General features: G+C 36.0%; 21 protein-coding genes and 1 tRNA gene. 6 read left to right on the plus strand and 16 right to left on the minus strand.

Annotated elements, in window-relative coordinates; all coding sequences use genetic code 11:
• Positions 1-53: 53 nt before the first annotated feature.
• Both HH304_RS10095 and fabG read right to left on the minus strand, forming a co-directional pair.
• Entirely contained in the window at positions 54-2,138 is a 2,085-nt protein-coding gene (locus HH304_RS10095) for a hypothetical protein (RefSeq protein WP_169680970.1), read from the minus strand.
• A 100-nt stretch (positions 2,139-2,238) separates the two neighbouring features.
• A complete protein-coding gene (gene fabG, locus HH304_RS10100) occupies positions 2,239-2,985 on the minus strand; it encodes a 3-oxoacyl-[acyl-carrier-protein] reductase (RefSeq protein ID WP_169680972.1) in 747 nt (248 codons plus the stop codon).
• 226 nt (positions 2,986-3,211) lie between these two features.
• Here fabG and lpdA point away from each other — a divergent pair, with 226 nt between their 5' ends.
• Positions 3,212-4,606: a dihydrolipoyl dehydrogenase gene (lpdA, locus tag HH304_RS10105; protein ID WP_169680975.1), complete on the plus strand. Its 1,395-nt coding sequence runs from the start codon at positions 3,212-3,214 to the stop codon at positions 4,604-4,606.
• A gap of 81 nt (positions 4,607-4,687) precedes the next feature.
• Here the strand turns inward: lpdA and HH304_RS10110 are convergent, their stop codons facing one another.
• The 4 genes from HH304_RS10110 to HH304_RS10125 form a co-directional block, all read right to left on the minus strand.
• Positions 4,688-5,098, minus strand: a complete 411-nt coding sequence (locus HH304_RS10110; RefSeq protein ID WP_169680977.1) for a response regulator — start codon at positions 5,096-5,098, stop codon at positions 4,688-4,690.
• Between the two features lie 154 nt (positions 5,099-5,252).
• Positions 5,253-6,803 carry an L-piperidine-6-carboxylate dehydrogenase gene (gene amaB / locus HH304_RS10115; protein WP_169680979.1) on the minus strand — a complete coding sequence of 517 codons (1,551 nt, stop codon included), beginning with the start codon at positions 6,801-6,803 and terminating at the stop codon, positions 5,253-5,255.
• A 161-nt stretch (positions 6,804-6,964) separates the two neighbouring features.
• Positions 6,965-8,419 (minus strand): Do family serine endopeptidase, encoded by a 1,455-nt coding sequence (locus tag HH304_RS10120; RefSeq protein ID WP_169680981.1) that lies wholly within the window; start codon positions 8,417-8,419, stop codon positions 6,965-6,967.
• Positions 8,420-8,570: 151 nt separating this feature from the next.
• Positions 8,571-8,999 (minus strand): Hsp20/alpha crystallin family protein, encoded by a 429-nt coding sequence (locus HH304_RS10125; RefSeq protein WP_169680983.1) that lies wholly within the window; start codon positions 8,997-8,999, stop codon positions 8,571-8,573.
• Positions 9,000-9,245: 246 nt separating this feature from the next.
• Here HH304_RS10125 and HH304_RS10130 point away from each other — a divergent pair, with 246 nt between their 5' ends.
• Positions 9,246-9,698 (plus strand): hypothetical protein, encoded by a 453-nt coding sequence (locus HH304_RS10130; protein ID WP_169680985.1) that lies wholly within the window; start codon positions 9,246-9,248, stop codon positions 9,696-9,698.
• Positions 9,699-9,745: 47 nt separating this feature from the next.
• Here HH304_RS10130 and HH304_RS10135 read toward each other — a convergent pair whose 3' ends face one another.
• The 5 genes from HH304_RS10135 to HH304_RS10155 all read right to left on the minus strand — a co-directional run bounded on the left by HH304_RS10135 (position 9,746) and on the right by HH304_RS10155 (position 13,953).
• The gene (locus HH304_RS10135) at positions 9,746-10,789 is read right to left on the minus strand and encodes a hypothetical protein (protein ID WP_169680988.1); all 1,044 of its coding nucleotides are present in this window, start codon (positions 10,787-10,789) and stop codon (positions 9,746-9,748) included.
• A gap of 149 nt (positions 10,790-10,938) precedes the next feature.
• Positions 10,939-11,015 (minus strand) — tRNA-Asn (locus HH304_RS10140).
• A gap of 130 nt (positions 11,016-11,145) precedes the next feature.
• Positions 11,146-12,777 carry an L-glutamate gamma-semialdehyde dehydrogenase gene (pruA, locus tag HH304_RS10145; protein ID WP_169680989.1) on the minus strand — a complete coding sequence of 544 codons (1,632 nt, stop codon included), beginning with the start codon at positions 12,775-12,777 and terminating at the stop codon, positions 11,146-11,148.
• A gap of 87 nt (positions 12,778-12,864) precedes the next feature.
• The gene (locus HH304_RS10150) at positions 12,865-13,563 is read right to left on the minus strand and encodes a YjjG family noncanonical pyrimidine nucleotidase (RefSeq protein WP_169680991.1); all 699 of its coding nucleotides are present in this window, start codon (positions 13,561-13,563) and stop codon (positions 12,865-12,867) included.
• Positions 13,564-13,953 carry an ArsR/SmtB family transcription factor gene (locus HH304_RS10155; protein WP_169680993.1) on the minus strand — a complete coding sequence of 130 codons (390 nt, stop codon included), beginning with the start codon at positions 13,951-13,953 and terminating at the stop codon, positions 13,564-13,566. It lies immediately after the preceding gene.
• A 94-nt stretch (positions 13,954-14,047) separates the two neighbouring features.
• On the opposite strand from HH304_RS10155, the gene HH304_RS10160 reads away from it, so the two are divergent.
• Positions 14,048-14,686 carry a carboxypeptidase-like regulatory domain-containing protein gene (locus tag HH304_RS10160; RefSeq protein ID WP_169680995.1) on the plus strand — a complete coding sequence of 213 codons (639 nt, stop codon included), beginning with the start codon at positions 14,048-14,050 and terminating at the stop codon, positions 14,684-14,686.
• Between the two features lie 25 nt (positions 14,687-14,711).
• On the opposite strand, the gene HH304_RS10165 is transcribed toward HH304_RS10160, so the two are convergent.
• From HH304_RS10165 to HH304_RS10180, 4 genes are all read right to left on the minus strand, one after another.
• Positions 14,712-16,433 carry a DUF6909 family protein gene (locus HH304_RS10165; RefSeq protein WP_169680997.1) on the minus strand — a complete coding sequence of 574 codons (1,722 nt, stop codon included), beginning with the start codon at positions 16,431-16,433 and terminating at the stop codon, positions 14,712-14,714.
• A gap of 217 nt (positions 16,434-16,650) precedes the next feature.
• On the minus strand, positions 16,651-17,364 hold the full coding sequence (locus HH304_RS10170) for a hypothetical protein (protein ID WP_169680999.1): 714 nt from the start codon (positions 17,362-17,364) through the stop codon (positions 16,651-16,653).
• A 69-nt stretch (positions 17,365-17,433) separates the two neighbouring features.
• Positions 17,434-18,045 carry a bifunctional nicotinamidase/pyrazinamidase gene (gene pncA / locus HH304_RS10175; protein ID WP_169681001.1) on the minus strand — a complete coding sequence of 204 codons (612 nt, stop codon included), beginning with the start codon at positions 18,043-18,045 and terminating at the stop codon, positions 17,434-17,436.
• Complete coding sequence (locus tag HH304_RS10180) at positions 18,042-19,451, minus strand: nicotinate phosphoribosyltransferase (protein ID WP_169681003.1); 1,410 nt, start codon at positions 19,449-19,451, stop codon at positions 18,042-18,044. The genes pncA and HH304_RS10180 overlap by 4 nt, the downstream gene beginning before the upstream one ends.
• Positions 19,452-19,562: 111 nt before the next feature.
• Between HH304_RS10180 and HH304_RS10185 the strand changes: the two genes are divergently transcribed.
• Positions 19,563-20,012: a hypothetical protein gene (locus HH304_RS10185; RefSeq protein ID WP_169681005.1), complete on the plus strand. Its 450-nt coding sequence runs from the start codon at positions 19,563-19,565 to the stop codon at positions 20,010-20,012.
• Positions 20,009-21,064 carry an oxidoreductase gene (locus tag HH304_RS10190; RefSeq protein WP_169681007.1) on the plus strand — a complete coding sequence of 352 codons (1,056 nt, stop codon included), beginning with the start codon at positions 20,009-20,011 and terminating at the stop codon, positions 21,062-21,064. Before HH304_RS10185 ends, HH304_RS10190 begins: the two co-directional genes overlap by 4 nt.
• A gap of 1 nt (position 21,065) precedes the next feature.
• Here the strand turns inward: HH304_RS10190 and HH304_RS10195 are convergent, their stop codons facing one another.
• A complete protein-coding gene (locus tag HH304_RS10195) occupies positions 21,066-21,560 on the minus strand; it encodes a hypothetical protein (RefSeq protein ID WP_169681009.1) in 495 nt (164 codons plus the stop codon).
• 109 nt (positions 21,561-21,669) lie between these two features.
• Here HH304_RS10195 and HH304_RS10200 point away from each other — a divergent pair, with 109 nt between their 5' ends.
• Entirely contained in the window at positions 21,670-22,578 is a 909-nt protein-coding gene (locus HH304_RS10200; RefSeq protein WP_169681011.1) for a class I SAM-dependent methyltransferase, read from the plus strand.

Consider the following 22,578-nt stretch of genomic DNA (forward strand, 5'->3'; position numbering starts at 1 on the left):
ACTTTATGTTTATAAATAAGAAGCCCGGGTTAAAATCCGGGTTATTTTTTTACTTAATATCCACCGTAAAATTTCCTGAGAAACCATTCTATGGAAATCCATATCAACAAAACAACAAGCAACCAACTCCACTCTACCAATGATCGATACATGGTTTTAGAGTGAATTCTTATAGTATTATCTACTGCCAGACTTTCAGATATTTCATCAATTTGCTCCGTAGTATAAAATTCTCCGGCCTGTTTATTTACAAAAAACTGTAAGTCATTCCAGTTAGCCTTAAGATTATTTTTTTCTATGCTAAATAGCTTTATCACAAATTGCCCACTATCTGAAACAGGCTTACCTTCAAATTTTGCCTGAGCCTCAAACCTATAAACACCTGCAGATAATCCTGTAATACTATATGGTGTCCTGCTATTATTAAATTCATACTCATTAATCAGAGAATCGTTTCTGAATAATTTTAAGGATAGAGGATTTCCATACACCGGCTCATAAATATCATTATAAAATTCAGCTATAATATTTAAGCTCTCCTGCTCCAAAATCTCCCTGTCCTGTGGATATACTTTAAACCTTTTTTTATCAGTATCAGCAGTTAGCCAGCGGACAGTCTGATTAATAATTTCATCAAAAACTTCATTTTTCCCGGTTTCCTTATGTTCCATTAGCCTTACAGCCCACCATTTTGTACCAAACAATAGTGCTTTCTTATTGCCATTATCCTGATCAAGAACTAATAAAGGCCTACCAGTATTTATTCCATTCACCTGTTGTTCAAGAATTACCTGCCCACCACTTGTAATCGAATACTCACCAAATGGAGTTATTACCGGAGGAACATCAGCCAAAACCGAAGGAGTACTTTCAGGTAAAGAAAATAGATTAAAAGACGAATTTAATACCGGAGTCACATAATCTATCTGACCACCTATCTGACCAATTGATAACCCTCTGTAAATATTCGAAACATAAATAATTTCCTGTTTTTCTATTCCTGTTATAAACACAGGAGCTTTAAATTTTCGTTCTATAGTACGAAAAATATTAATTTCATTTACAGAGGAAGGGAAGCCATGCATTATTACCAAATTTGGCTTCATACTTGAATTCATCAAAGTATCCCTGCCATTCAATGATTTAATATACAGGCTAACTTCATAGCCATCTTTGGTCTCAATAGCTGATCGGATAGCGCCAATATCAGGATGAGGTGCATTTGCATATATCAGCACTTTCTTTTTACCCTCAAGGACCTCGATAAAAATCTTCTCCTTATTATTAAGAAGGTTTTTTTCACCATCAAGGGAATTAACTACAAGATCATACTCAATAAGCCCTTTACTTGAAGCCTCAGGATAAAAATTAAAATCATAAGACTGAACATCATTTTTAACAGCAATCAAGGTATCAGCTACAACCTTTTGATCTTTTAACAGACGAATATTCAATTCTTCTCCAAGAGCTTTTTCCGCTAGAACTTTAATATTCACAGGAAATTTATTCCCTTGATATGCAATAGAATTCGTCAAGACATCTGTTATAGCCACATCTTTATAAGTTGTAGTATCTCCTACACCAATAGCCGAAACATTAAAAGGATAATTTTTATATCTTACATCAACTCCCCGATTAATAATCCCATCTGAAACAATAATCACATGAGATAAATTTTGATTTCCATACCTGTTTAGAACATAATCAAAAAAGTAATTCAGGTTGGTATTATTTACATCATTAACGATATCTTCAGCATTATCGTAATTATTTCCACTTAGATCAGAGACAATTACTTCTAGACCTTGCTTTTCATATTGATCTTTTAATTGATCAACCTTCCTTTTTAAAGCAATTAAATCTGTCGAATCAGTTGCTTCTGCAATACTTTGAGTATTATCAATACCTATTAGCAAAAGTGGCTTCTCATCTTCATTCACCAATTGCTTTATTACCGGATCGAGCAATAAAAACAAAAGAATAAACACAAAAACACCTCTAAGTATAGCTAATACAATATTCAGGGTTTTGCCCCACGGCGATTTTGCAGAATACAAAAAATAAGCAACACCTGCTGCTACTAGGATCATCGGTAACAGCCAGAATAAACTATATTGAGTTGAAATATCTGATGCCATAAAATGGACGAGTTAATTTCTAAATCTACAAAATAAAAACTCCTCAAACATAAAAAAAGGGGGTTAAATACCCCCTTTTAATTTTTTTATTATGCTTTGATCAAGTCAGCATTCCGCCATCTACCTGAACTACTTGTCCAGTTATATAAGCAGACATATCAGATCCAAGGAAAACACAAAGATTTGCAACATCCTCTGGTGTACCTCCACGCTTCAAAGGAATAGCATCTCTCCATCCCTGAACAGTCTTTTCATCAAGCACATCAGTCATTTCAGTTTCAATAAACCCAGGAGCAACTACATTTGCTCTGATATTTCTTGAACCTAATTCAAGTGCTACTGACTTAGTAAAACCAACAATTCCTGCTTTGGATGCAGAATAATTTGCCTGTCCGGCATTACCCTTTACTCCAACTACAGAAGACATATTGATAATAGAACCACTTTTTTGCTTCATAAAAGTTCTTGTTGCAGCTTTAACAGTATTGAAACAAGACTTAAGGTTAACATTGATAACCTCATCCCACATTTCCTCCGTCATTCTCATCAACAAATTATCACGAGTAATACCTGCGTTATTAATTAAAACGTCAAGCTGACCAAACTCAGCTACCACATCATTAATCAATTGTTCTGCAGCTTTAAAATCAGACGCGTCTGATCGGAATCCTTTTGCTTTTATACCAAATGCTTCAAGTTCCTTTTCAAGAGCCTGACCTTTCTCAACACTTGAAAGGTAGGTGAATGCAACATTAGCTCCTGCTTCTGCATAAGAAGTTGCAATAGCTCTTCCAATTCCTTTAGAAGCACCGGTTATTAAGGCTACTTTGCCATCTAATAATTTCATCTTTTAATAATTTAAATTTGAAAGCTCACAGAATCAGTCTGGTATCGCTCAAAAATATAAGTAATCAAGGTTGTGTAAGGCAAATCTAGGAATATTTATCAATTATATCTGCCTGTGGAATGATAAATAGCTCGCCAGCTTGTTAATTCATTGCATATCTGAGCAAATAACGTAAATTTGCAACATCCATAAATGATTCAAACACACCAAATAAAAAAATAGAAGAATGTCAGCAAAATATGATTTAATAGTTGTGGGATCAGGTCCCGGAGGTTATGTAGCCGCAATACGTGCTAGCCAACTAGGCATGAAAGTAGCTGTGGTTGAAAAGGAATCTTTAGGTGGCATTTGCCTTAACTGGGGCTGTATTCCAACAAAAGCGTTATTAAAAAGTGCTAACGTTTTTGAATACATAAGCCATGCTGAAGACTACGGTATAAAAATCAAGGATGCTAAGCCTGATTTTGAAGGAATGGTGAAAAGAAGCCGGGGTGTTGCTGACAGCATGAGTAAAGGAATTCAATTTCTTTTCAAAAAGAATAAAATAGATGTTATCAATGGATTTGGTAAGGTTCAGCCAAACAAAGTAGTTGAAGTAACTGATGCTGATGGAAAAGCTACCAAATACCAGGCAAAAAATATAATTATTGCTACTGGTGGAAGATCAAGAGAATTACCAAACCTTCCTATTGATAACAAAAAAATTATCGGATACAGAAAAGCAATGAGCCTTGAGAAACAACCTAAGTCGATGGTTGTTGTTGGTTCTGGTGCTATCGGTGTTGAATTTGCATATTTCTATAACTCAATTGGAACTGAAGTTACAATTGTTGAATATCTTGACAGAATTGTTCCTGTAGAAGATGAAGAGGTAAGCAAGCAGCTTGAGAGAACTTACAAAAAAGCAGGCATGAAAATCATGACCAGCTCAGAAGTTACAAATGTTGATACGAAAGGTAAAAACTGCAAAGTAACTGTAAAAACTAAAAAAGGTGAAGAACAGCTTGAAGCTGAAGTTGTCCTTTCAGCAGTTGGAATCTCTACAAATCTTGAAGGAATCGGTCTTGAAGATGTAGGTATCTCTACAGACAAAGGTAAAGTAATCGTTGATAAATACTACCAGACTAACATGCCTGGTTACTATGCTATCGGTGACATCGTACACGGACCTGCTCTTGCTCACGTAGCATCAGCTGAAGGCATTATTTGTGTAGAGAAAATGGCCGGAGAAAACCCTGAACCTCTTGACTACAACAATATTCCTGGATGTACTTACTGTTCTCCTGAAATTGCTTCGGTTGGTTATACTGAAAAGCAGGCTAAAGAGGCTGGATATGATATCAAAGTAGGTAAATTCCCATTTTCAGCATCAGGAAAAGCTAAGGCAGCAGGCGCACATGAAGGCTTCGTGAAATTAATATTTGACGCTAAATATGGTGAGCTTTTAGGCGGACACATGATAGGTGCAAATGTTACTGAAATGATCGCTGAAATTGTTGCTGTTAGAAAACTTGAAACAACGGGTCACGAACTAATTAAGACGGTTCACCCTCACCCAACAATGTCTGAAGCAATAATGGAAGCAGCTGCAGCAGCTTATGACGAGGTAATTCACCTTTAATAAAAGATACATTAGTCAATAAAAAAGCCGGGATATCCCGGCTTTTTTATTATCAATTCTAATTGTTTGTTATGAGGGGCATTATATAGACAAAGACTCTAAGTTTTCTTGAGATAATGGCTTGTTAATATACTTTTTAACATAGCTATACTTTTGAGACTTATTAACATCCTGAGGATTGATCGAAGATGTTAACATAACAATCTTGCATTGCCCCTTTGTATCATCAGATAGTTTTTCAAATTCATCAAGAAACTGAAAGCCATCCATTAAAGGCATGTCAATATCAAGAAATATAACTTCCGGTAAAACTTTACCAATATTATCTCCAAGTTTTTCAATATTTCTCAGGAATTCGATTGCACTTTTTGCACCAGTATGAACAAAAATATGCTCAGTAATATTTGCGGCTTCGATCATTTTCTGATTTATCAGATTATCGATCTCATTATCATCAATGAGCATTACCGAAAAGTATTTCTTATCTGCCATCTATTTTTTACTTAAATCCTGTTATAATTTTTCGAGTATTGTTACCAAAATAAAACATTTCGACTGAAACCTCAAAGATTGCAGTTCAAATATGTTGTTTTGCTACACAATATATACAGAGACTTTATACAATCAAAATATTTTTGTAATCTCGTTATATATCAAACTCGATCCCTTGTGCCAATGGTAATTGAGTAGAATAGTTTATAGTATTCGTCTGTCTTCTCATATAAACCTTCCAAGCATCACTACCAGACTCTCTGCCTCCACCAGTTTCTTTTTCACCACCAAAGGCTCCACCAATCTCAGCACCTGAAGTTCCAATGTTTACGTTTGCAATTCCACAATCAGAACCCGCATGCGACAGGAATCTTTCTGATTCACGCATATTCGTAGTCATAATTGCAGAAGAAAGCCCCTGAGGAACATCATTTTGCATTTCTATTGCCTCTTCTAATGACGAGAATTTCATCATATATAAAATCGGAGCGAATGTCTCATGCTGAACAATTTGATAGTGATTTTCTACCTCGTAAATAGCAGGCTTAACGTAGGTACCTGTTTCAAAACCTTCTCCGGTTAACACCTCTCCATCGATCACTGAGTTTCCTCCTTCAGCTTTAACTGCTTCTATTGATTTTAGATACTGATCAACAGCAAGTTTATCGATAAGTGGACCTACATGATTTGACTGATCTAGTGGATTACCAATTTTCAGCTTACCATATGCATTTACAAGCCTCTCTTTTACTTCATCATATACGTCTTCATGGATAATCAACCTACGAGTACTTGTGCATCTCTGTCCGGCAGTACCAACTGCTCCAAATAATGCTCCTCTGATCGCAATATCCAAATCAGCATCTTTTGAAATAATTATTGCGTTATTACCACCAAGCTCTAACAAGGTTTTTCCAAGTCGTGCACCTACTGCCTGAGCAACAATTTTACCCATTCGGATACTTCCAGTTGCAGAAATCAATGGAACACGCTTATCTGTAGTCATCATTTCACCAACCTTGTAATCACCGTTGATAATACATGATATAGCTGTAGGTATATTATTTTTCTTTAATACTTCAGTAGCAATATGCTGACATGCAAGTGCGGTAATCGGAGCCTTTTCTGATGGCTTCCAAACACAAACATCTCCACAAACCCAGGCTAACATAGAGTTCCAGCTCCAAACAGCCACAGGGAAGTTAAATGCGCTTATTATACCAACTATCCCAAGCGGATGATATTGCTCATACATTCTATGCCCAGGACGCTCAGAATGCATTGTTAAACCATATAGCTGACGGCTTAGTCCAACAGCAAAATCACATATATCGATCATTTCCTGTACTTCTCCATATCCTTCTTGCAGGGACTTACCCATTTCGTAAGACACAAGTTTTCCTAATGGTTCTTTGTACTCTCTAAGTGCATCTCCAATTTGTCTTACTATTTCTCCACGCTTTGGTGCAGGAAGCATTCTCCACTCTTTATAGGCTTTCGTTGTCTCTTCAATCACCTTGTCATAAGCTTCCTGAGAAGTTGACTCAACACTACCCAGTGATCCTCCGTCTACAGGTGAAGTACTTTCAAAATATTCTCCAGTACCTGAAATAGATTTGTCCCCAATAAGGGTTCCAGGGTTTTTATCTTTTATTCCAAATAAATTCAGGGCTTCTTCAATGCCAAATGACTTTTTAACACTCATTTCTTTCGGTTTATTTTAGTTGTTTAGTTTGGGCCATAAAGATAATAATTAACTTTTTGTCTTAAACGCTAAATCAAGATTATACAATTGTTATTTTCTAATTCCATAAAAAAAGCAGTGACCTGAGCCACTGCTTTTATCAGCATATTATGAACAATTATTTACCACGTAAATCCATACACCAATTCTCTTCCATCAGGATAGACACCTTCTATTTTTACCCTGCTACCTTTGGACTTCTCAAGAATCTGCCTTAATTCTTCCGGACTTCCAATTTCACGGTTATTGATTTTAGTCAAAATGAAGCCTTCATCAATACCAAGCTGTTCCCAACGGGTTCCTGAAATATCTTTCAACATTAATCCTTTATCAATGTCAAGTTTATCCATGATTTCTTCAGAAGGAACAACTACCGTTGCACCACCTGCTTCACCACTTTCAGCCCTTTCAACTACTTCATAACCCAGGTTTTGATTTTTAAGCTTAGCATCAAAAGTTTTCTCTTTACCCTGTCTGTTAACTGTTACCTCTATAACATCACCAGGACGGTGTAAGGCTACCATTTCTTGTAACTCAGCAGAATTATTAATCTTGTTACCATCGATTTCTATCACAACATCTCCTGCTTCAATTCCTGCTTCTTCAGCGGCACCACCTGGCGCTACGTTAGCAATATAGACTCCATCTACTACATCAAGATTTTCCTGTTCTGCTATTTGAGCATTGTTAGAAACGATTTCTACACCTAAAAGAGGCCTCTGAACGACTCCATACTCACGAAGGTCTTCCATTACCTTTTTAACAAGAGATGACGGTACAGCAAAGCTATACCCTTGATAGCTGCCTGTATTTGATGCGATCGCAGTATTTATACCTATCAAGTCACCATTTAAATTAACTAATGCTCCTCCACTATTACCAGGATTGACCGCAGCATCAGTTTGAATAAATGTCTCAATACCGTACCGAGTTCTCATAATGTTAATGTTTCTTGCCTTAGCACTAACGATACCTGCTGTCACAGTACTATTTAACTCAAAAGGGTTTCCTACTGCAAGCACCCACTCTCCTACTTTCACATCATCAGAATTGGCTAGTTTAAGATATTGCAAATCATTCTCCGGTTTGATTTTTAACAGAGCAAGATCAGTATTCGGGTCTGTACCGATTACTTCAGCTGTATATTGTCTGTTATCGGATAAAGTAACATTTACTTCGTCAGCATCATCAATCACGTGATTATTAGTTACAATGTAACCATCTTCAGAAACGATTACACCAGATCCTGATGCAGCCATTGGCATTCTTTGACCACCTCTCGGTTGAAAAAATTCAAATAATGGATTTTGATAATCTTCACCCGCTCGCTGAGTGACTTTCGAACGAATATGTACTACCGCAGGTGTAGCTACCTCAGCAGCATGAATAAAATTAAGTCCTTCCGGAACTACATAATCAGTATCAGGAACAAAATTTGAAAATCTAACAGTCTCATTAGGACCAGCTTCAATAACCTTAGTCTCCTGACCACCTATTAAATAAAATCCACCAATCGCTACAATTCCTCCGAAAAATGCAGCGAAAAATAATCCAATGAAATAATTGTATTTTCTCATAGCCTAGATCTTAATTCTAAAGTTCGTTCTCTAATTTAACGCACGACTTAACGAAAGTGTTTACCTTTAACAATCTTTAACCCAACACTTTAAAAAATCAAAAAAAGGGATACTAAAGCATCCCTCTTTTCAAACCTATAACCACACAACTTTATTTTATTTCTATAACCTTTTTATTTTCCTTTTTCTCAACCTTAGGAAGACTCACACTCAAAATTCCATTCTCGTATCCTGCTGTAATATTTTCCACATCAATCAAATCAGTAATTTTATAAGATTTCTTAAAGCTTCCGCTTAAAGTTTCTCTTCGATGGTATTTTACACCTTCGAGTTCCTCTAACTTTCTTTCTCCTGAAATAATCAACACATCGTTGTCTATGTCAATTTTAAAATCTTCTTTTTTCATTCCCGGAACTGAAAGTTCCATTACAAATTTTTGTTCAGTTTCATAAATATCTGTCCTCGGAGAAAATGAATCTGGTTTTGAATCTATAACTCCTTCGGAAAAATCATTTAATACTTTTTTAAATAGATTATCTAATGAATTCTCAACTCTTGGGTTGTACGTTAATAATGCCATATCTGTATAATTTTTAATTCAACTTTAAATTCATTTACACTTCCTTCAAAAGTGTGCCAACACCAAAAACACAACAAAAACCTGCCTTTTTGTCCTGTTTTGATTTTTTAAACAAAACAATTAAGACAAAATGTCTTAATCTGCGATTTTTACAGTCATTATTTCATTATAAACATTAACAGAATTCCAGTTGGTGAGAAGTGGTTATTATTCTATTTTTACTTTTGAAAAACAAAACTTAACAAAATGTACGATTTTCTTTTGTTCACACACAGCTGGTTAAGATGGATAATTTTAATCCTGGCTATAGTAACTGTGGTAATGGGATTAAGTGGAATGTCTGGTAAAAAATTCGGGAAAGCACAAAACGCACTAAGCGGAGCTTTTATCGGAACTATGCACTTACAACTATTACTAGGTCTAATTTTATACTTCTTCCTTAGCCCTGTCGGACTCGATGCGTTTAGCTCAGGAGCTAATGTAATGAAAGAAGCAGCATTAAGATACTGGGCAGTAGAACACATGTCAATCATGATCATTGCAGTTGTAGTCGCTCAGATAGGAAGAATAAGAATAAAAAAATCTGTTACAGACAAAGGTAAATACAAAGCAATGCTGATATTCAACTTGATCGCACTAATTCTTATGCTATCAAGAATACCATGGGATCAAACTGCAAGACTTTTCAGAGGATTATAAAAACATCAAAAGAGCTTTCAATATGGAAGCTCTTTATTTTTCAGCTATCAAAAACTTGTCTTACTTTTTTCAACCAACACCTTAGGAGGAACAAAAAACACAGAAAACCTCAAATACGGAGCGCCATCTGCATTCAACAACAAAATAGCATCTTTCCTTCGTTTTCTAGGCTCACTTATATAAATATTTATCGGCTCACGATAACCAACCTTAAAACCCACCCAAATCCAGTCATACACTTCTCTCTCATAGGTAAACAAAGCCCTGATTGAAGATCGCCTAAACTCTAACCTATCATATTCTGGTAACACCTCATTTCGTAGATGATAACTAGCCCCCTGAACTTCAAGCCCTACATAAAAATGATTTGAATTATTTGGCGAATACCTCAGCTCAGCCTTTTTCGGCAACATCAGCTCATATCCCCAATGCAGATTAAAATCATTATTTAATATAAAAACAGGGTAAATTGCTGGCCTCCCGAAATCATACCCAAAAGAAATCCCCATGCCTATTGCCTTATGTGGATTTATATTTTTTCCATAGATAGTTGTTAAAGAAAATTTAAGCTGGCTACCAAGATCTTCAAAAGAAGGAACGTCACTATTTAGCGAACTCTGGAAATAAGAATATAAAAACTTATCATTATATAGATCTTTCTTAAAATACAGTTTAAATGCAATTTGCTTCAAGGGCTTATCTTCAAACTGCACAAACAACGGAAATTCAGGATCCGTAACATCCCTAAACTTAAACTGCTCATGCCTGTAACCAAACCCACCTATTAAATTCAAATTATCCTTTAAAAGAATCGGAAACCTAAACTTAACTTTCCTAACCAGATTCTGCTCAATTGTTGCAGCTTCTGTTTTACCATCCGGAACTTCCGCCTCACTAAAGAAAGACCTGAATGCCTCATATGAAAACTCTATAAAAGTTGGACGTGGCTTAAACCTATCAGCTTTATTTACTATATCATCCTTTTCATTTAAAACTTGAAGCGATTCTTTTTGAGTTTGCTGAGCAACAACCTGAGACACAAACAACATCAAAAGAATGACGGAAACATTATTTACCCGGAAACACTTCAAAATAATACTCTATTGGTTATTCTATTTAATTTAAACAATATACCAATAGCTTATATTATTAGAGGCAGGAAATCATTTTACCAAAGGAGCAATCAACATCTGAAACTATTATAAATAAAAAAACCTTCCGAAAATTCGGAAGGTTTCTTTGGCTCCTCAGGTTGGGCTCGAACCAACGACCCCCTGATTAACAGTCAGGTGCTCTAACCAGCTGAGCTACTGAGGAATCTTTTGTGTTTATTACCCCTCAAATGGGAATGCAATATTAGTCGGCTTGAATCTTTTTTGCAACACTTCAAACAAAAAAATTTAAGAAAAATCCGAAGGTTTTTTACAACCCTCGGATTATCAGAAACTTATTCTTTATCTAAAAATGGATATCTAAAATCAGTTGGGGGTACCAATGTTTCTTTTATCGTTCTTGGACTCACCCATCTTAATAAATTAAGTACAGATCCAGCCTTATCGTTTGTTCCGGAACCTCTGGCTCCTCCAAATGGTTGCTGACCAACTACTGCACCTGTTGGCTTATCATTGATATAGAAGTTACCAGCAGCGTTCACTAATCTTTTAGTAGCTAATTCTGCAGCATATCTATCTTTAGAGAAAATTGACCCTGTTAATGCATAAGGAGAAGTCTCATCAACAAGAGTTAATGTATCTTCAAAGTTTTCATCATTATATAGATATATTGTAACTACCGGACCGAAAATTTCTTCTACCATTGTAGTATACATCGGATCTTGAGTTAACAATACTGTTGGCTGAATAAAATAACCTTTTGAATCATCATACTCACCACCAACTACTACTTCTACAAGATCAGAAGCTTTAGCATCATCGATATATTTTGCAATCTTATCAAATGCTCTCTTATCAATAACAGCATTAACAAAGTTTTCAAAATCCTCAGGAGTTCCCATTTTGATATTTTTGAAGTCATCTTCAATATATCCTTTCACTTCGCTCCACATACTCTTAGGAAGATATACACGGCTTGCTGCTGAACATTTTTGTCCCTGGAATTCAAATGCTCCTCTAATAATACCTGTAGCTACTTCTTTAGCATTTGCTGATGGGTGTGCAACAATAAAGTCTTTACCACCTGTTTCACCAACAATTCTAGGATATGATCTATATTTTTCGATATTCTGACCGATTGTCTTCCAAAGATGTCTGAAAACACCTGTTGAGCCTGTAAAGTGAAGACCTGCAAAATCATGATGATTAAATACTACATCACCTGCAGTTGGTCCATCAACAAGAATAAGGTTAATTACACCATCAGGAAGACCAGCTTCTCTGAATACTTCCATAATTACATTTGCAGAATACACTTGAGTATATGCAGGCTTCCAAACAGCAACATTACCCATCATCGCTGCCGAAGAAGGCAGGTTTCCTGCAATAGCAGTAAAGTTAAATGGAGTAATTGCAAACACAAACCCTTCTAACGGACGATATTCCATACGATTCCAAACCCCTGGAGAAGAATCAGGCTGATCAGAATAAATCTGCTGCATGAAATACACATTAAATCTTAAGAAGTCAATCAATTCACATGCAGCATCAATTTCAGCTTGAAAAGCATTTTTTGACTGACCAAGCATTGTTGCAGCATTAATCTTTGCTCTGTAAGGACCAGCAAGAAGGTCTGCAGCTTTTAAGAAAATAGCAGCTCTTTGCTCCCATGCCATGTTTGACCATTGCTCACGAGCATTTAATGCAGCTTCAATAGCTCTTTCAACATGAGAAGCATCACCTTCATGGAAATATCCAAGAACATGAGAATGCTCATAAGGAGGGTTCATAGCAACTTTATTACCAGTTCTAACCTCCTCGCCTCCAATATACATTGGAACGTCGATCTCTTGTGATTTCAGTTCTTTAACTGCAGCTTTCAATTCTGCTCGCTCAGGTGTACCTGGCGCATAACTTTTTACCGGTTCGTTTTCCGGATAGGGTATGTTATATATTCCTTTTGGCATTTTAGAATTGTTTTAATGTTGTTCGCAAAGTTAAGTATAGATAAATGGACCACCAATTGATCCATGATTAAACATGTATCAAAACCGTCACAATATATGCTTCAGTTCACTCAGACAGCTAATTTCATAGCTCACCTCAGTATTATGCATAATCTTTTCAGGATTAAAGTATACTGCGTCAATATTATTATTTAATGCCCCTTTAACATCCGTTTCAAGATTATCTCCAATCATAAGACTTTCTTCAGGAGTGGCCTCTACCCTATCCAGGGCAAAACGAAATATTTCACCTTGAGGTTTTTTGTACCCTGTACACTCTGAAGTAACTACCGAAGTAAAATAACTCTCAAGTCCGCTATGCTTTAATTTTGTAGCTTGCGTTTCTTTAAAGCCATTAGTAATTACATGTAACTTATATCTTTCTTTGAGGTACTCAAGTGTTTCAAAAGTATGCTTTATCACTGCTGGTTTTGTTGGGCAACGCAATAGATATTCAACACCCAGATTTGTAGGGATATTTTCTTTTGCAATTCCTAACTTTTCAAGCGATTTAACAAAACGTACATCGCGAATGGTTTCCTTGTCAATCTGATTTTTATTATATAAATCCCAAAGTTCAAAATTCACCTCTTCAAAAACTGAAATAAATTCATCAGCGAGGAAATCACCAAGATCACATAAACCAAACTCAAAATACAACTCAGTTAATGTTGCTCTACTGTTGACCTCAAAATCCCATAATGTATGATCAAGATCAAAAAAAATATGCTTGTAAGATTCTTTCATTTAAAGGTCAGGGTACAATTGTATCCCTTTTAATTTATTCAACACCAATTCTCTATTCTTATACAACACCACAAACGTATCTTTGTCAGACATTAGTCCGGGGTCTTTTTCCAAATACGAAAAAACTTGCTGAAGGATATCCAGCACCTCATCTTTAATGTAATAGAAAACGTACTTATCGTACCTTTTTGTAGCTACCAGCCCTGCATTTTTCAAGTATGACAAGTGCCTGGAAGTCTTTGTCTGAGTGAATGATAAAATCTGCTCAATATCAGTAATACAGAGTTCTCCATAATTTAACAACAGGTTTAATATCCTGACTCTGGCATCATCTGACAGGGATTTAAATACTTGAATTCCGAAAGCCAAACTGAAATTCTTGAGCCTCATGTTTTATTGATTTTTAACACAATATTATAAACACAAAATAAGAGAAGTGCGTTAAGATTATTATCTTGCAAGATAACCAATAGCAAATATAGCATTGAAATTTTATAACGCTTTTATTACAACTATCTTTTTAACTGTTGCCTTATTTTTAGGTTCAACAGAAGAATCTTCTGCTCAGGATAGAAGTGTGATCCAATTTTCAGGAATTATAATCGACACTGATTCTATAGGTATTCCTGGTGTTCACCTTTATGTCCCTGGCACTGGGCGTGGTACATCAACTAATTATATTGGTTTCTTTTCAATGCCTACCCTTGCCGGTGACACCATAGTAGTAAGTGCTGTTGGTTTTGAAAAAAAGAGAATTGTTATTCCGATAAATGTAGAGGAAAACTACACGGTCAGAATACAGATGAATCAGGATATAACTCAACTTCCTGAAGTAACGGTATTCCCTCTGCCTACTGAAGAACTATTCAAAGAAGCAGTTCTTGCCTTAAACATACCTGAAGAAACTAACACGATTAACTATAGAGAATTATACGGGGACAAAGCTATGGAGCAAATGCTTCGAAACACTCCTTATGACGGAACTCTAAACTATCGCTACATGCAAAATATGCAATATGACAGAATGCATCAGCGATACGGATCGTGGTCAAACCCATTACTTAACCCTTTTAACTGGGCTAAATTCATCAAATCACTTAAAAAAGATGATGACGATAATTAATCGCCATCATCACATTTGATTCTTGTTATTTTGATTCTGATTTACCTTTCAATACTTTCTGAAGTATTTTCTTGGTAATCAAATATGTAGGTCGTACTCCTGCCATTCCCAAACTACCTGAAGCTAGTGTTTTTCCGGTAATTAATGGGTTATCTGAAGCATAATATGCGTATCTCACTACTACATCTTCGCTTATAAACCCTCTGATTTTAGAAGCTAGCTGGATTGCCTTTTGGTAGTGAGCGCCTTCCATTTCCAGCCCAACACTACTCCATGAACTTTCCTTGAAGTATTGCAAGATATCTCTGTTTTGTAAACTTGTTCCAAGTACCGTAACCATCGGACCAACATAAGCATCAGCTTTTTCATTCTTAAAATCTTCTACCTTAAGGTCATTATCAAAAGGATAGTTGTCTGTAGTCCCTTCAAAAATGTGTGAATTCGGAACCATGATATCACCTTTATCACCTTCAAGTATTCCGGCTTTCCCCATGATTGATATTGATGATATATTCATCTTCACTTCTTCACCGTTATCTTTATAATATGGTTTTAGAAGTTCATCCATTGTTTCAAAAGCCTGCTCGCCAAATGCATAATCCATTACAAAAATTACAGGTTTCTGCTCTTTTATGTATTTTGGATCTAAACCAAGTTCCTCATGTACAGATTTGGAAGGTGATTTTTCGGTATCAATTATTTGAACAGAAAGGTTTGTCCCACTTCTGCTCTCGATAAATATCATTCCGTTTTTATTAGCGTAGTCATAGATGCTTTTTTGAAGAGTCCCGGTATCATCCTTGGCAATCTTTACAATCATATCTTCAAAGGAAATATCGCTCTTCTTAAAGTCTGTAATAGCTGACTTAGCATAAATGCTATTAACTACTGAATGCAGGTTGGCACTTATTATGTGTATTGGCCTGTCTAGAAGATCTTTCTTAGAAAGAACCGATTTTATTCTGTTTGCCCACTGTTCACCATAAATGTGATGACCAATTCGTTCTCTTAATGTTGAAGAGAAGCTAACTTCACGAGAATTCCCCTCCTCTTCTGATTCAATTGCCAGCTTTCCTAACCAGTAAACTATCTGAAACAGCCCGTTATTTTCGGCTCTATTTGATTCTAATCTCAAATAAGCGTTTTCAGATTCCTCATAAGTTCTGCCTAACAAAGTAGAAAGATAAGTGAATGCTACTTCCCTGTTTTCTTTGTCTAATTTACCACCTTTTCTTAGTACAATCTCTTCGAGTTTTTCCCACTCGCGTCTTTTCAAACCCTTTTCATTTGTCGCATTATTCTTGATTTTGATAGCCTCATTATACAAGAATGTAAGATGAGTCAGTACATCATAAATCTCAGAACGTCCACGTGTAACCTCGATACACATTGTTTCTTTGTCTACCCGGTAACAATTTCTTCTTCTCTTTGAAGGTACAATAACTTCGAAAGTAGAATGATCATACCCCTCTTCGGAGGTCAGCTTGATAAACCTACATTCTTCTATCCCCTTGGGTAGCCTGTCGATTACATACACAAGTCCATCCAGCTCTACTTTCTCCGAGTCATTCATACTTCCATAAATCTCGGGGCTCAATATTCGGAGCGAATTAAGCAAAGCCTGACCCGAAGCACCTAATGGTTTGTAGTAACCACGATAGAATAAATGCCTCATTACGATATAAAGGCGTTCAATAGCTTGTCTTGATTCTTGTGCTTTGGTTCTTTGAATTGTTTGTGTACTCATAAGGTGAATTTATATGATTAAAAAAAACCGCCTGAATTGGCGGGTTGGATTTGAGATGTAAAATTACTAATAAAAAATTAAATTATGCTCATTTTATTTTTGCCTGCACTCGATTGCGCACCCAAACATATTGTATTATTAATAGGTTTACTCAAAAAAAATAAAGGATAGCTAATTAAATCATCAGCTATCCTTTTATTATAAAATAAGTATATTATTACCAGCTTTTTATCTCATCACACACATTTTTCACTCTCAAATTATGACTGATAGAGATATAAAATATCTGTGATTTCCCAAATGAAGAAAAATTATCATCCTGACCAAAAGATCTTCCCGAATAACTATCCTTAAGGAAGTCTGTTAAATAATATTTAAACTTTAAGTTGGTTCCACCAGGGAATTGAAACCCGGCAAATACACTTGGTAAAACCGGATTTACTTTACCAGAAAACCACTCAATATTCTTAGCTTCTTTTCTGCCGTCGATAAACAGTTTTTCTTTATAGGCAAAAGGTACTTCGATTTCTCCTCCACCAAAGAAAAATATATTCTCTTCAAAATTACCTAATTTAAATGCAAGTGGTAATCCAACTGTATAGGCTCTTCTTTTAACTTTATTATCTCCATCATTATACTGAAGTTCATCACGGGTAATCATTCCGATATTTCTGATCGAACCACCAATATACATTCCAAAGTGATTGCTAAAATCAACATGCCATTCACTATTTAAGTGAAAAACGGCACTAAACCTCATAGGTCCACTCAAGTCATCTCCAAATCGCTGAACATCGGCAAATTGAAAAATAAGCTCCCCTCCAACTTTATGGTAAGTTTTACTTCTTCTCGCCCTTTCATCATCTTCATTCTGTGCAAAAATCCCCTGTATAGCAAATACAGTCAATAGCAGTAATACATATGGTTTCATATTCTAATGGTTTTGTTGTAGATTTCTTTTACTACTATGATGCAGGTAATTAATGAAAGGTTGCTTAGTCTATTGAATGTTTTTAGAATTAATTAATTCTATCCCTTCGTTTTCCATAATTAATCTGGCCTTAGCATATCCTTTATGATCAATTGGTCTGGTCAAATCTTCTAAGAAAAAAGTATCAAACCCTTCTCTTTTGGCATCCATTATCGTATAGAACACACAATAATCCGCTGCTAATCCACATACATATAAGTCAGTAGCTTGTCGTTCTTTTAAGTAACCGGAAAGACCTGTATTTCTTTTTCTGAAATTATCGTAAAAACCACTATAAGAATCTATTTGTGGATCCATTCCCTTTCTAATTACTGCCTGAATGGCATTAGTATCCAAATCATGAGAAATTTCGGCTCCCTTTGACCCCTGAACACAATGATCTGGCCATAGAGTCTGATGCTTTCCATCTTCAATTTCTAATTCTTCAAAGGGATGTTTGCCTTCATGACTACTAGCAAAACTAAAATGTCCATCCGGATGCCAGTCCTGTGTAGCTACAACTATTTCAAATCTTTCAACTATATCGTTTATACCTTCGATGATATGATTTCCATTAGGCACTGCTAAAGCTCCACCTGGCAAAAAATCATATTGAACATCAACAATGAGTAATGCCTTCATAGTTTTGCTGTACTTTTATTCTTTAATGATTGCCTTAAATCTAGTAGCTGCTCACTGATTCCTACTTTGTATATATGTGGATAATTAAATCGTTTATGCTCAACTGGCAACCTTGACAAATTTTCTTTTGCCGAGGTTTTGATATTCTCGAGACTTCTTTTTTCAGAAATCCTTTCGCCTTTTCGCACAACTTGCTCCAAAAGCCTGAAACTATCCTTTCCTTTTAATGACATCGATTTATCCGGCTCATAGGGGTGAACCATCAGCTCTGGAGCTTCTTCTTCATCAAGGGCAATTGCATCAGCCAGATATTTTCCGTTATTATCCATGTATCTCCATACCTGTTTCATTCCAGGCAAGGTAAGTTTCTGAATATTTTCAGAGATCTTTAATCGTGGACTTCCATCGGCAAATGCTAATTTATAAACACCATCTAAGGCACTATTGGGCTTGCCTACAACTAAATTTGTACCTACCCCATAAATATCGATCGCTGCATTTTGCTCTTGTAAGCTTTTGATCACCCCTTCATCTAACTGGTTTGACGCTACAATTTTCACATTTGAAAAGCCTTCATTATCCAAAGTCTTTCGAGCTTCTTTTGAAAGATAGGCTAAGTCACCGCTATCGAGCCTGATTCCAGCTAATTCCTGTCCTCGCTCACGCATTTCCCTGGCTACGGTAATAGCATTAGGTAATCCGGATCGCAGGGTATTATAGGTATCGATTAATAAGACACAGTTTTCGGGACGGGTTTCTGCAAAATTCCTGAATGCTGTAAGTTCATCATCATGGCTTTGAATATATGAATGGGCCATTGTACCGGTAACGGGGATTCCATATTTCTGCCCTGCAAGGACATTAGAAGTTGAATCAAACCCTCCAATTACTGCCGCTCGTGAGGCCTGCATAGCACCCCATCCTTGTGCTCTCCGCATCCCAAATTCAGCCAAGGGTCGATCACCGGAAACCAATCGAATTCTTGCAGCCTTAGTTGCTATCAATGATTGAAAATTCATTTGATTTAGCAACATGGTTTCTATCAGCTGAGCCTCGACCATGGGTCCAACTACTTTAATTACCGGTTCATAGGGAAAAACTACACTACCCTCCGGGACTGCATAAATATCACCTGAAAACCGCAAGCCCTTTAAAAAGTTCAGATATTCCTTTTTAAACCCAAGGCTACTAAGATATTCTAATTCTTCAGGCCGGAAATGAAAATCTTGTAATGACTCCAGAACTTCTTCCAAGCCTGCAGTTATCACATAACCATTTTCAAAAGGGATTTTCCTAAAAAAATAGTCAAATGAAGCTTCCTTCTCATGCTGCCCTTTATCAAAATATGCCTGCCCCATAGACAGTTGATACAAGTCTGTATACAAATTTCCATTTAACCCTTCCATAATAATCCGGCTTGTTTTAAAGTTACATTATCACATTCAGAACTCATATTCTACAGGCTATTCATTTTAATTTTGATAGCTTCTATTAACTGATAAATTGTATATTTGAATATGAGAGGCAACATCATTGATATCAAGGGACCCAAAGTATTCGCAATCCCTTTCAGATTCTTCGGCATAATCCTTATAATAGTAGGTTTTTTCTACATTAAATCTCATCCGGTGATTGGTCTTCTTAATTCAGTTGCTGCTCTAATTGTCTTGCTATCTTACGAAGGAGTTGTTATTGACAAAAAGGATAAAATAATCAAAAGATATACTTCAATCCTATTACTAAGATTTGGGAAACCTGAGCAATATACAGTTGCCGACCATATCTTTTATGTTGACACTGAAAAACCGGAAGGCAAAGGCATAATTAAACCTAAAAACCGATACGTAGCTTATTTACATAGTAGTCGAGAAAATTTCCTTCTACTAAAAGATACCGAACTCAAAACACTTTTGCCAAACCTGGAGATTCTGGGAAAATTCCTAAATATTAATGTTAGAAAATTATGAGCCAATCTAATGAAACAATCAAAGTTGGAATTTCCGGCTTTGGTATGGCCGGAAGCGTTTTCCATGCTCCAATTATTGCATCTTGTTCAAAAACAGAATTAGTAGCAATAAACACAAGTAATCCCCAGGCTGAGCATACCATAAAAGAGACTTATCCAAATGTTAATATATTTCAATCATATGAAGATCTATTAGCAAGTAATGTAGATTTGATAGTTATTCCCACTCCAAATGAAACTCATTTTCAACTAGCAAAGCAAGCTCTGGAAGCAGGCAAAAATGTGGTTATTGACAAACCAATGACAGTAACTTCAAAAGAGGCTGAAGAACTTATAAAACTGGCAAATTCAAAGAATCTTGTATTATCTGTCTACCATAACAGAAGATGGGATACTGATTTTCTGACCTTGCAAAAAGTAATAAAAGAGGACAGATTAGGAAATATTGTTGATGCCGGGATTTCTTTTAATAGGTTCAGGGATTTTCTGAAAGACAACTGGAGAGAAAAAGATGTCCCGGGAGGTGGGATACTCTATGATCTAGGCCCACACCTTATTGATCAGGCTGTATGTTTATTTGGAATGCCAGATGAAGTTTATGCTGACATTAGAAAGCAAAGACCTGAAGCGGTAGTTGAAGATAGGTTTACTATAATCCTTTTTTATCCTGATAAAAGAGTCACATTAAATGCCGGAATGCTAGCGTCATGGCAAGGACCAAAAATCCTGGTCCAGGGAACTAAAGGAGCATATTTAAAATATGGACTTGATCCTCAGGAAGCATTATTAAAAAAGGGTAAAACTCCAGCGGATTCACCATCATTATGGGGAAAACAATCTAGTGAAAGGCAACCTAAAATAATTCATCCGGATGGCACACAAGAAAATTTAACTGCAATACCTGGTGATTACAGAGGTTATTACAGCAATATTGCTACATCAATACTAGAAAAATCCACTCCTGAAGTAACAGGAATTGATGGGCTAAACACAATAAAAATCATTGAAGCAGCGATATCCTCGTCAAAAGAAAAAAAGAATATTTCTTTATGATTTAGTTGTTAGAGTAGTTGGCATAAGCCGAAAGAATGTGATTTATATCTCTTTGGTGATGTGATTCATCCAGCATTGATTTATTTTTCAGTAAATCCTCTACACTTAAAACTGACACCTGAATGTTATTCATCAAGACATCATTGGCATCGTAAAATGCCTGAGTAAACTCAAGTCCCGGAGTTTCATTTAGCAGGTCAATTTTTGATTCTCCATACCCCAATTCCAGATACAAAGGCTTGTTATACCGCATCAAATGAAAAGCAGCTTCTATATACCCCATATCATGCACAATCTTGATCAATTTTTTAACATTAGCTTCAACCGGATTGAATAATACATCCAGGTCTTCCGAAGAAGGTTCTATCCCATATACTTTCATAGCAGTACCTCCAACAACGATATAGTCTATTTCGGCTAAAGATAATTCGGCTAAAAATACACTCTGTTCAGGATTAAGTTCTATAAAAGAATTAGGCAAAATAGGTAAACTCATATTGCAAAGGTATAGTTATTTTAATGATTAATAAAACGAGATTCTCTGGCTGAATAATATTTATTATATTCTCAGATGAAGTAATCAGGGTAATCATTTAATTTTACGTATGAATCAAAACGAAGGAGGCCATTCAGAAGCATATTTTGGAAATTATCGTGATCATTGGTGGAATGATGACTTTCTTGAATTGATTGCAAAAAGATTAAATCTGGAAAATTACAACAAAGTTCTTGATGTGGGATTCGGTCATGGACATTGGAGTAAAAAACTAATACCATATCTTGGCGAAACTGTAGATCTCACAGGTGTTGACAAAGAAGAAAATTATACAGTTGACACAGCTTCTTTTTCTCATGATCACTTCTCTAATCTAAAAAGATTTAAAGTAGTCCAATCTGACGTTTCAACACTTCCTTTTAATAATAATGAATTTGATTTAGTAACATGTCAAACCTTGTTAATCCATGTTCCAAAGCCTGATGAGGCAATCAAGGAAATGATAAGGGTATTAAAACCTGGAGGATTATTATTATGTGTAGAACCAAATAATAGTGTTCAGGCCTTAATTCAAACCTCTTTGAGCAGGCAAGACAGTCTGAAAAGCCGACTTGATCATGTAAAATATGCCATGATAGTCGAAGAAGGCAAGAAAAAACTTGGCCGTGGTGACAGTAGCTTTGGAGATTTGCTGCCAGGAGTAATGAATCGACTGGGAATGAAAAGAATTAAAGTGTATCAGTCAGACAAAGCCATTCCACTTTATCCACCATACACAAAACGTGAACAAAAAGCAGCTATTGACCAGTGGGATGAAGCTGGGTTGCAACAACAAGAAGGACTTTCCGATCTCACCTATTTCGAAGCATTAGGAACTAAATACCTCGACTTTTATAAAACCTACCAATACAAATACAGCTTTGCCAATTCAAGGCAATCATATGCTATCCAGCATGGAGAATACCATTCATCAGGAGGGGCATTATTATATCTTGTTAGTGGATTAAAGCCTGAGTAG

Origin of the sequence: Marinigracilibium pacificum, from assembly GCF_012926615.1 — a bacterium.
In the GTDB taxonomy this organism is placed as follows: Bacteria; Bacteroidota; Bacteroidia; order Cytophagales; family Cyclobacteriaceae; genus Mangrovivirga; species Mangrovivirga pacifica.

Coding starts and splice junctions, on each gene's coding strand:
- HH304_RS10190 (WP_169681007.1), top strand. CDS start 20,009: ATGAGCCAATCTAATGAAACAATCAAAGTTGGAATTTCCGGCTTTGGT.
- HH304_RS10120 (WP_169680981.1), bottom strand. CDS start 8,419: ATGAGAAAATACAATTATTTCATTGGATTATTTTTCGCTGCATTTTTC.
- HH304_RS10110 (WP_169680977.1), bottom strand. CDS start 5,098: ATGGCAGATAAGAAATACTTTTCGGTAATGCTCATTGATGATAATGAG.
- HH304_RS10130 (WP_169680985.1), top strand. CDS start 9,246: ATGTACGATTTTCTTTTGTTCACACACAGCTGGTTAAGATGGATAATT.
- HH304_RS10150 (WP_169680991.1), bottom strand. CDS start 13,563: ATGAAAGAATCTTACAAGCATATTTTTTTTGATCTTGATCATACATTA.
- pruA (WP_169680989.1), bottom strand. CDS start 12,777: ATGCCAAAAGGAATATATAACATACCCTATCCGGAAAACGAACCGGTA.
- lpdA (WP_169680975.1), top strand. CDS start 3,212: ATGTCAGCAAAATATGATTTAATAGTTGTGGGATCAGGTCCCGGAGGT.
- HH304_RS10125 (WP_169680983.1), bottom strand. CDS start 8,999: ATGGCATTATTAACGTACAACCCAAGAGTTGAGAATTCATTAGATAAT.
- HH304_RS10200 (WP_169681011.1), top strand. CDS start 21,670: ATGAATCAAAACGAAGGAGGCCATTCAGAAGCATATTTTGGAAATTAT.
- HH304_RS10095 (WP_169680970.1), bottom strand. CDS start 2,138: ATGGCATCAGATATTTCAACTCAATATAGTTTATTCTGGCTGTTACCG.
- HH304_RS10180 (WP_169681003.1), bottom strand. CDS start 19,451: ATGGAAGGGTTAAATGGAAATTTGTATACAGACTTGTATCAACTGTCT.
- HH304_RS10185 (WP_169681005.1), top strand. CDS start 19,563: ATGAGAGGCAACATCATTGATATCAAGGGACCCAAAGTATTCGCAATC.
- pncA (WP_169681001.1), bottom strand. CDS start 18,045: ATGAAGGCATTACTCATTGTTGATGTTCAATATGATTTTTTGCCAGGT.
- HH304_RS10195 (WP_169681009.1), bottom strand. CDS start 21,560: ATGAGTTTACCTATTTTGCCTAATTCTTTTATAGAACTTAATCCTGAA.
- HH304_RS10170 (WP_169680999.1), bottom strand. CDS start 17,364: ATGAAACCATATGTATTACTGCTATTGACTGTATTTGCTATACAGGGG.
- HH304_RS10165 (WP_169680997.1), bottom strand. CDS start 16,433: ATGAGTACACAAACAATTCAAAGAACCAAAGCACAAGAATCAAGACAA.
- fabG (WP_169680972.1), bottom strand. CDS start 2,985: ATGAAATTATTAGATGGCAAAGTAGCCTTAATAACCGGTGCTTCTAAA.
- HH304_RS10155 (WP_169680993.1), bottom strand. CDS start 13,953: ATGAGGCTCAAGAATTTCAGTTTGGCTTTCGGAATTCAAGTATTTAAA.
- amaB (WP_169680979.1), bottom strand. CDS start 6,803: ATGAGTGTTAAAAAGTCATTTGGCATTGAAGAAGCCCTGAATTTATTT.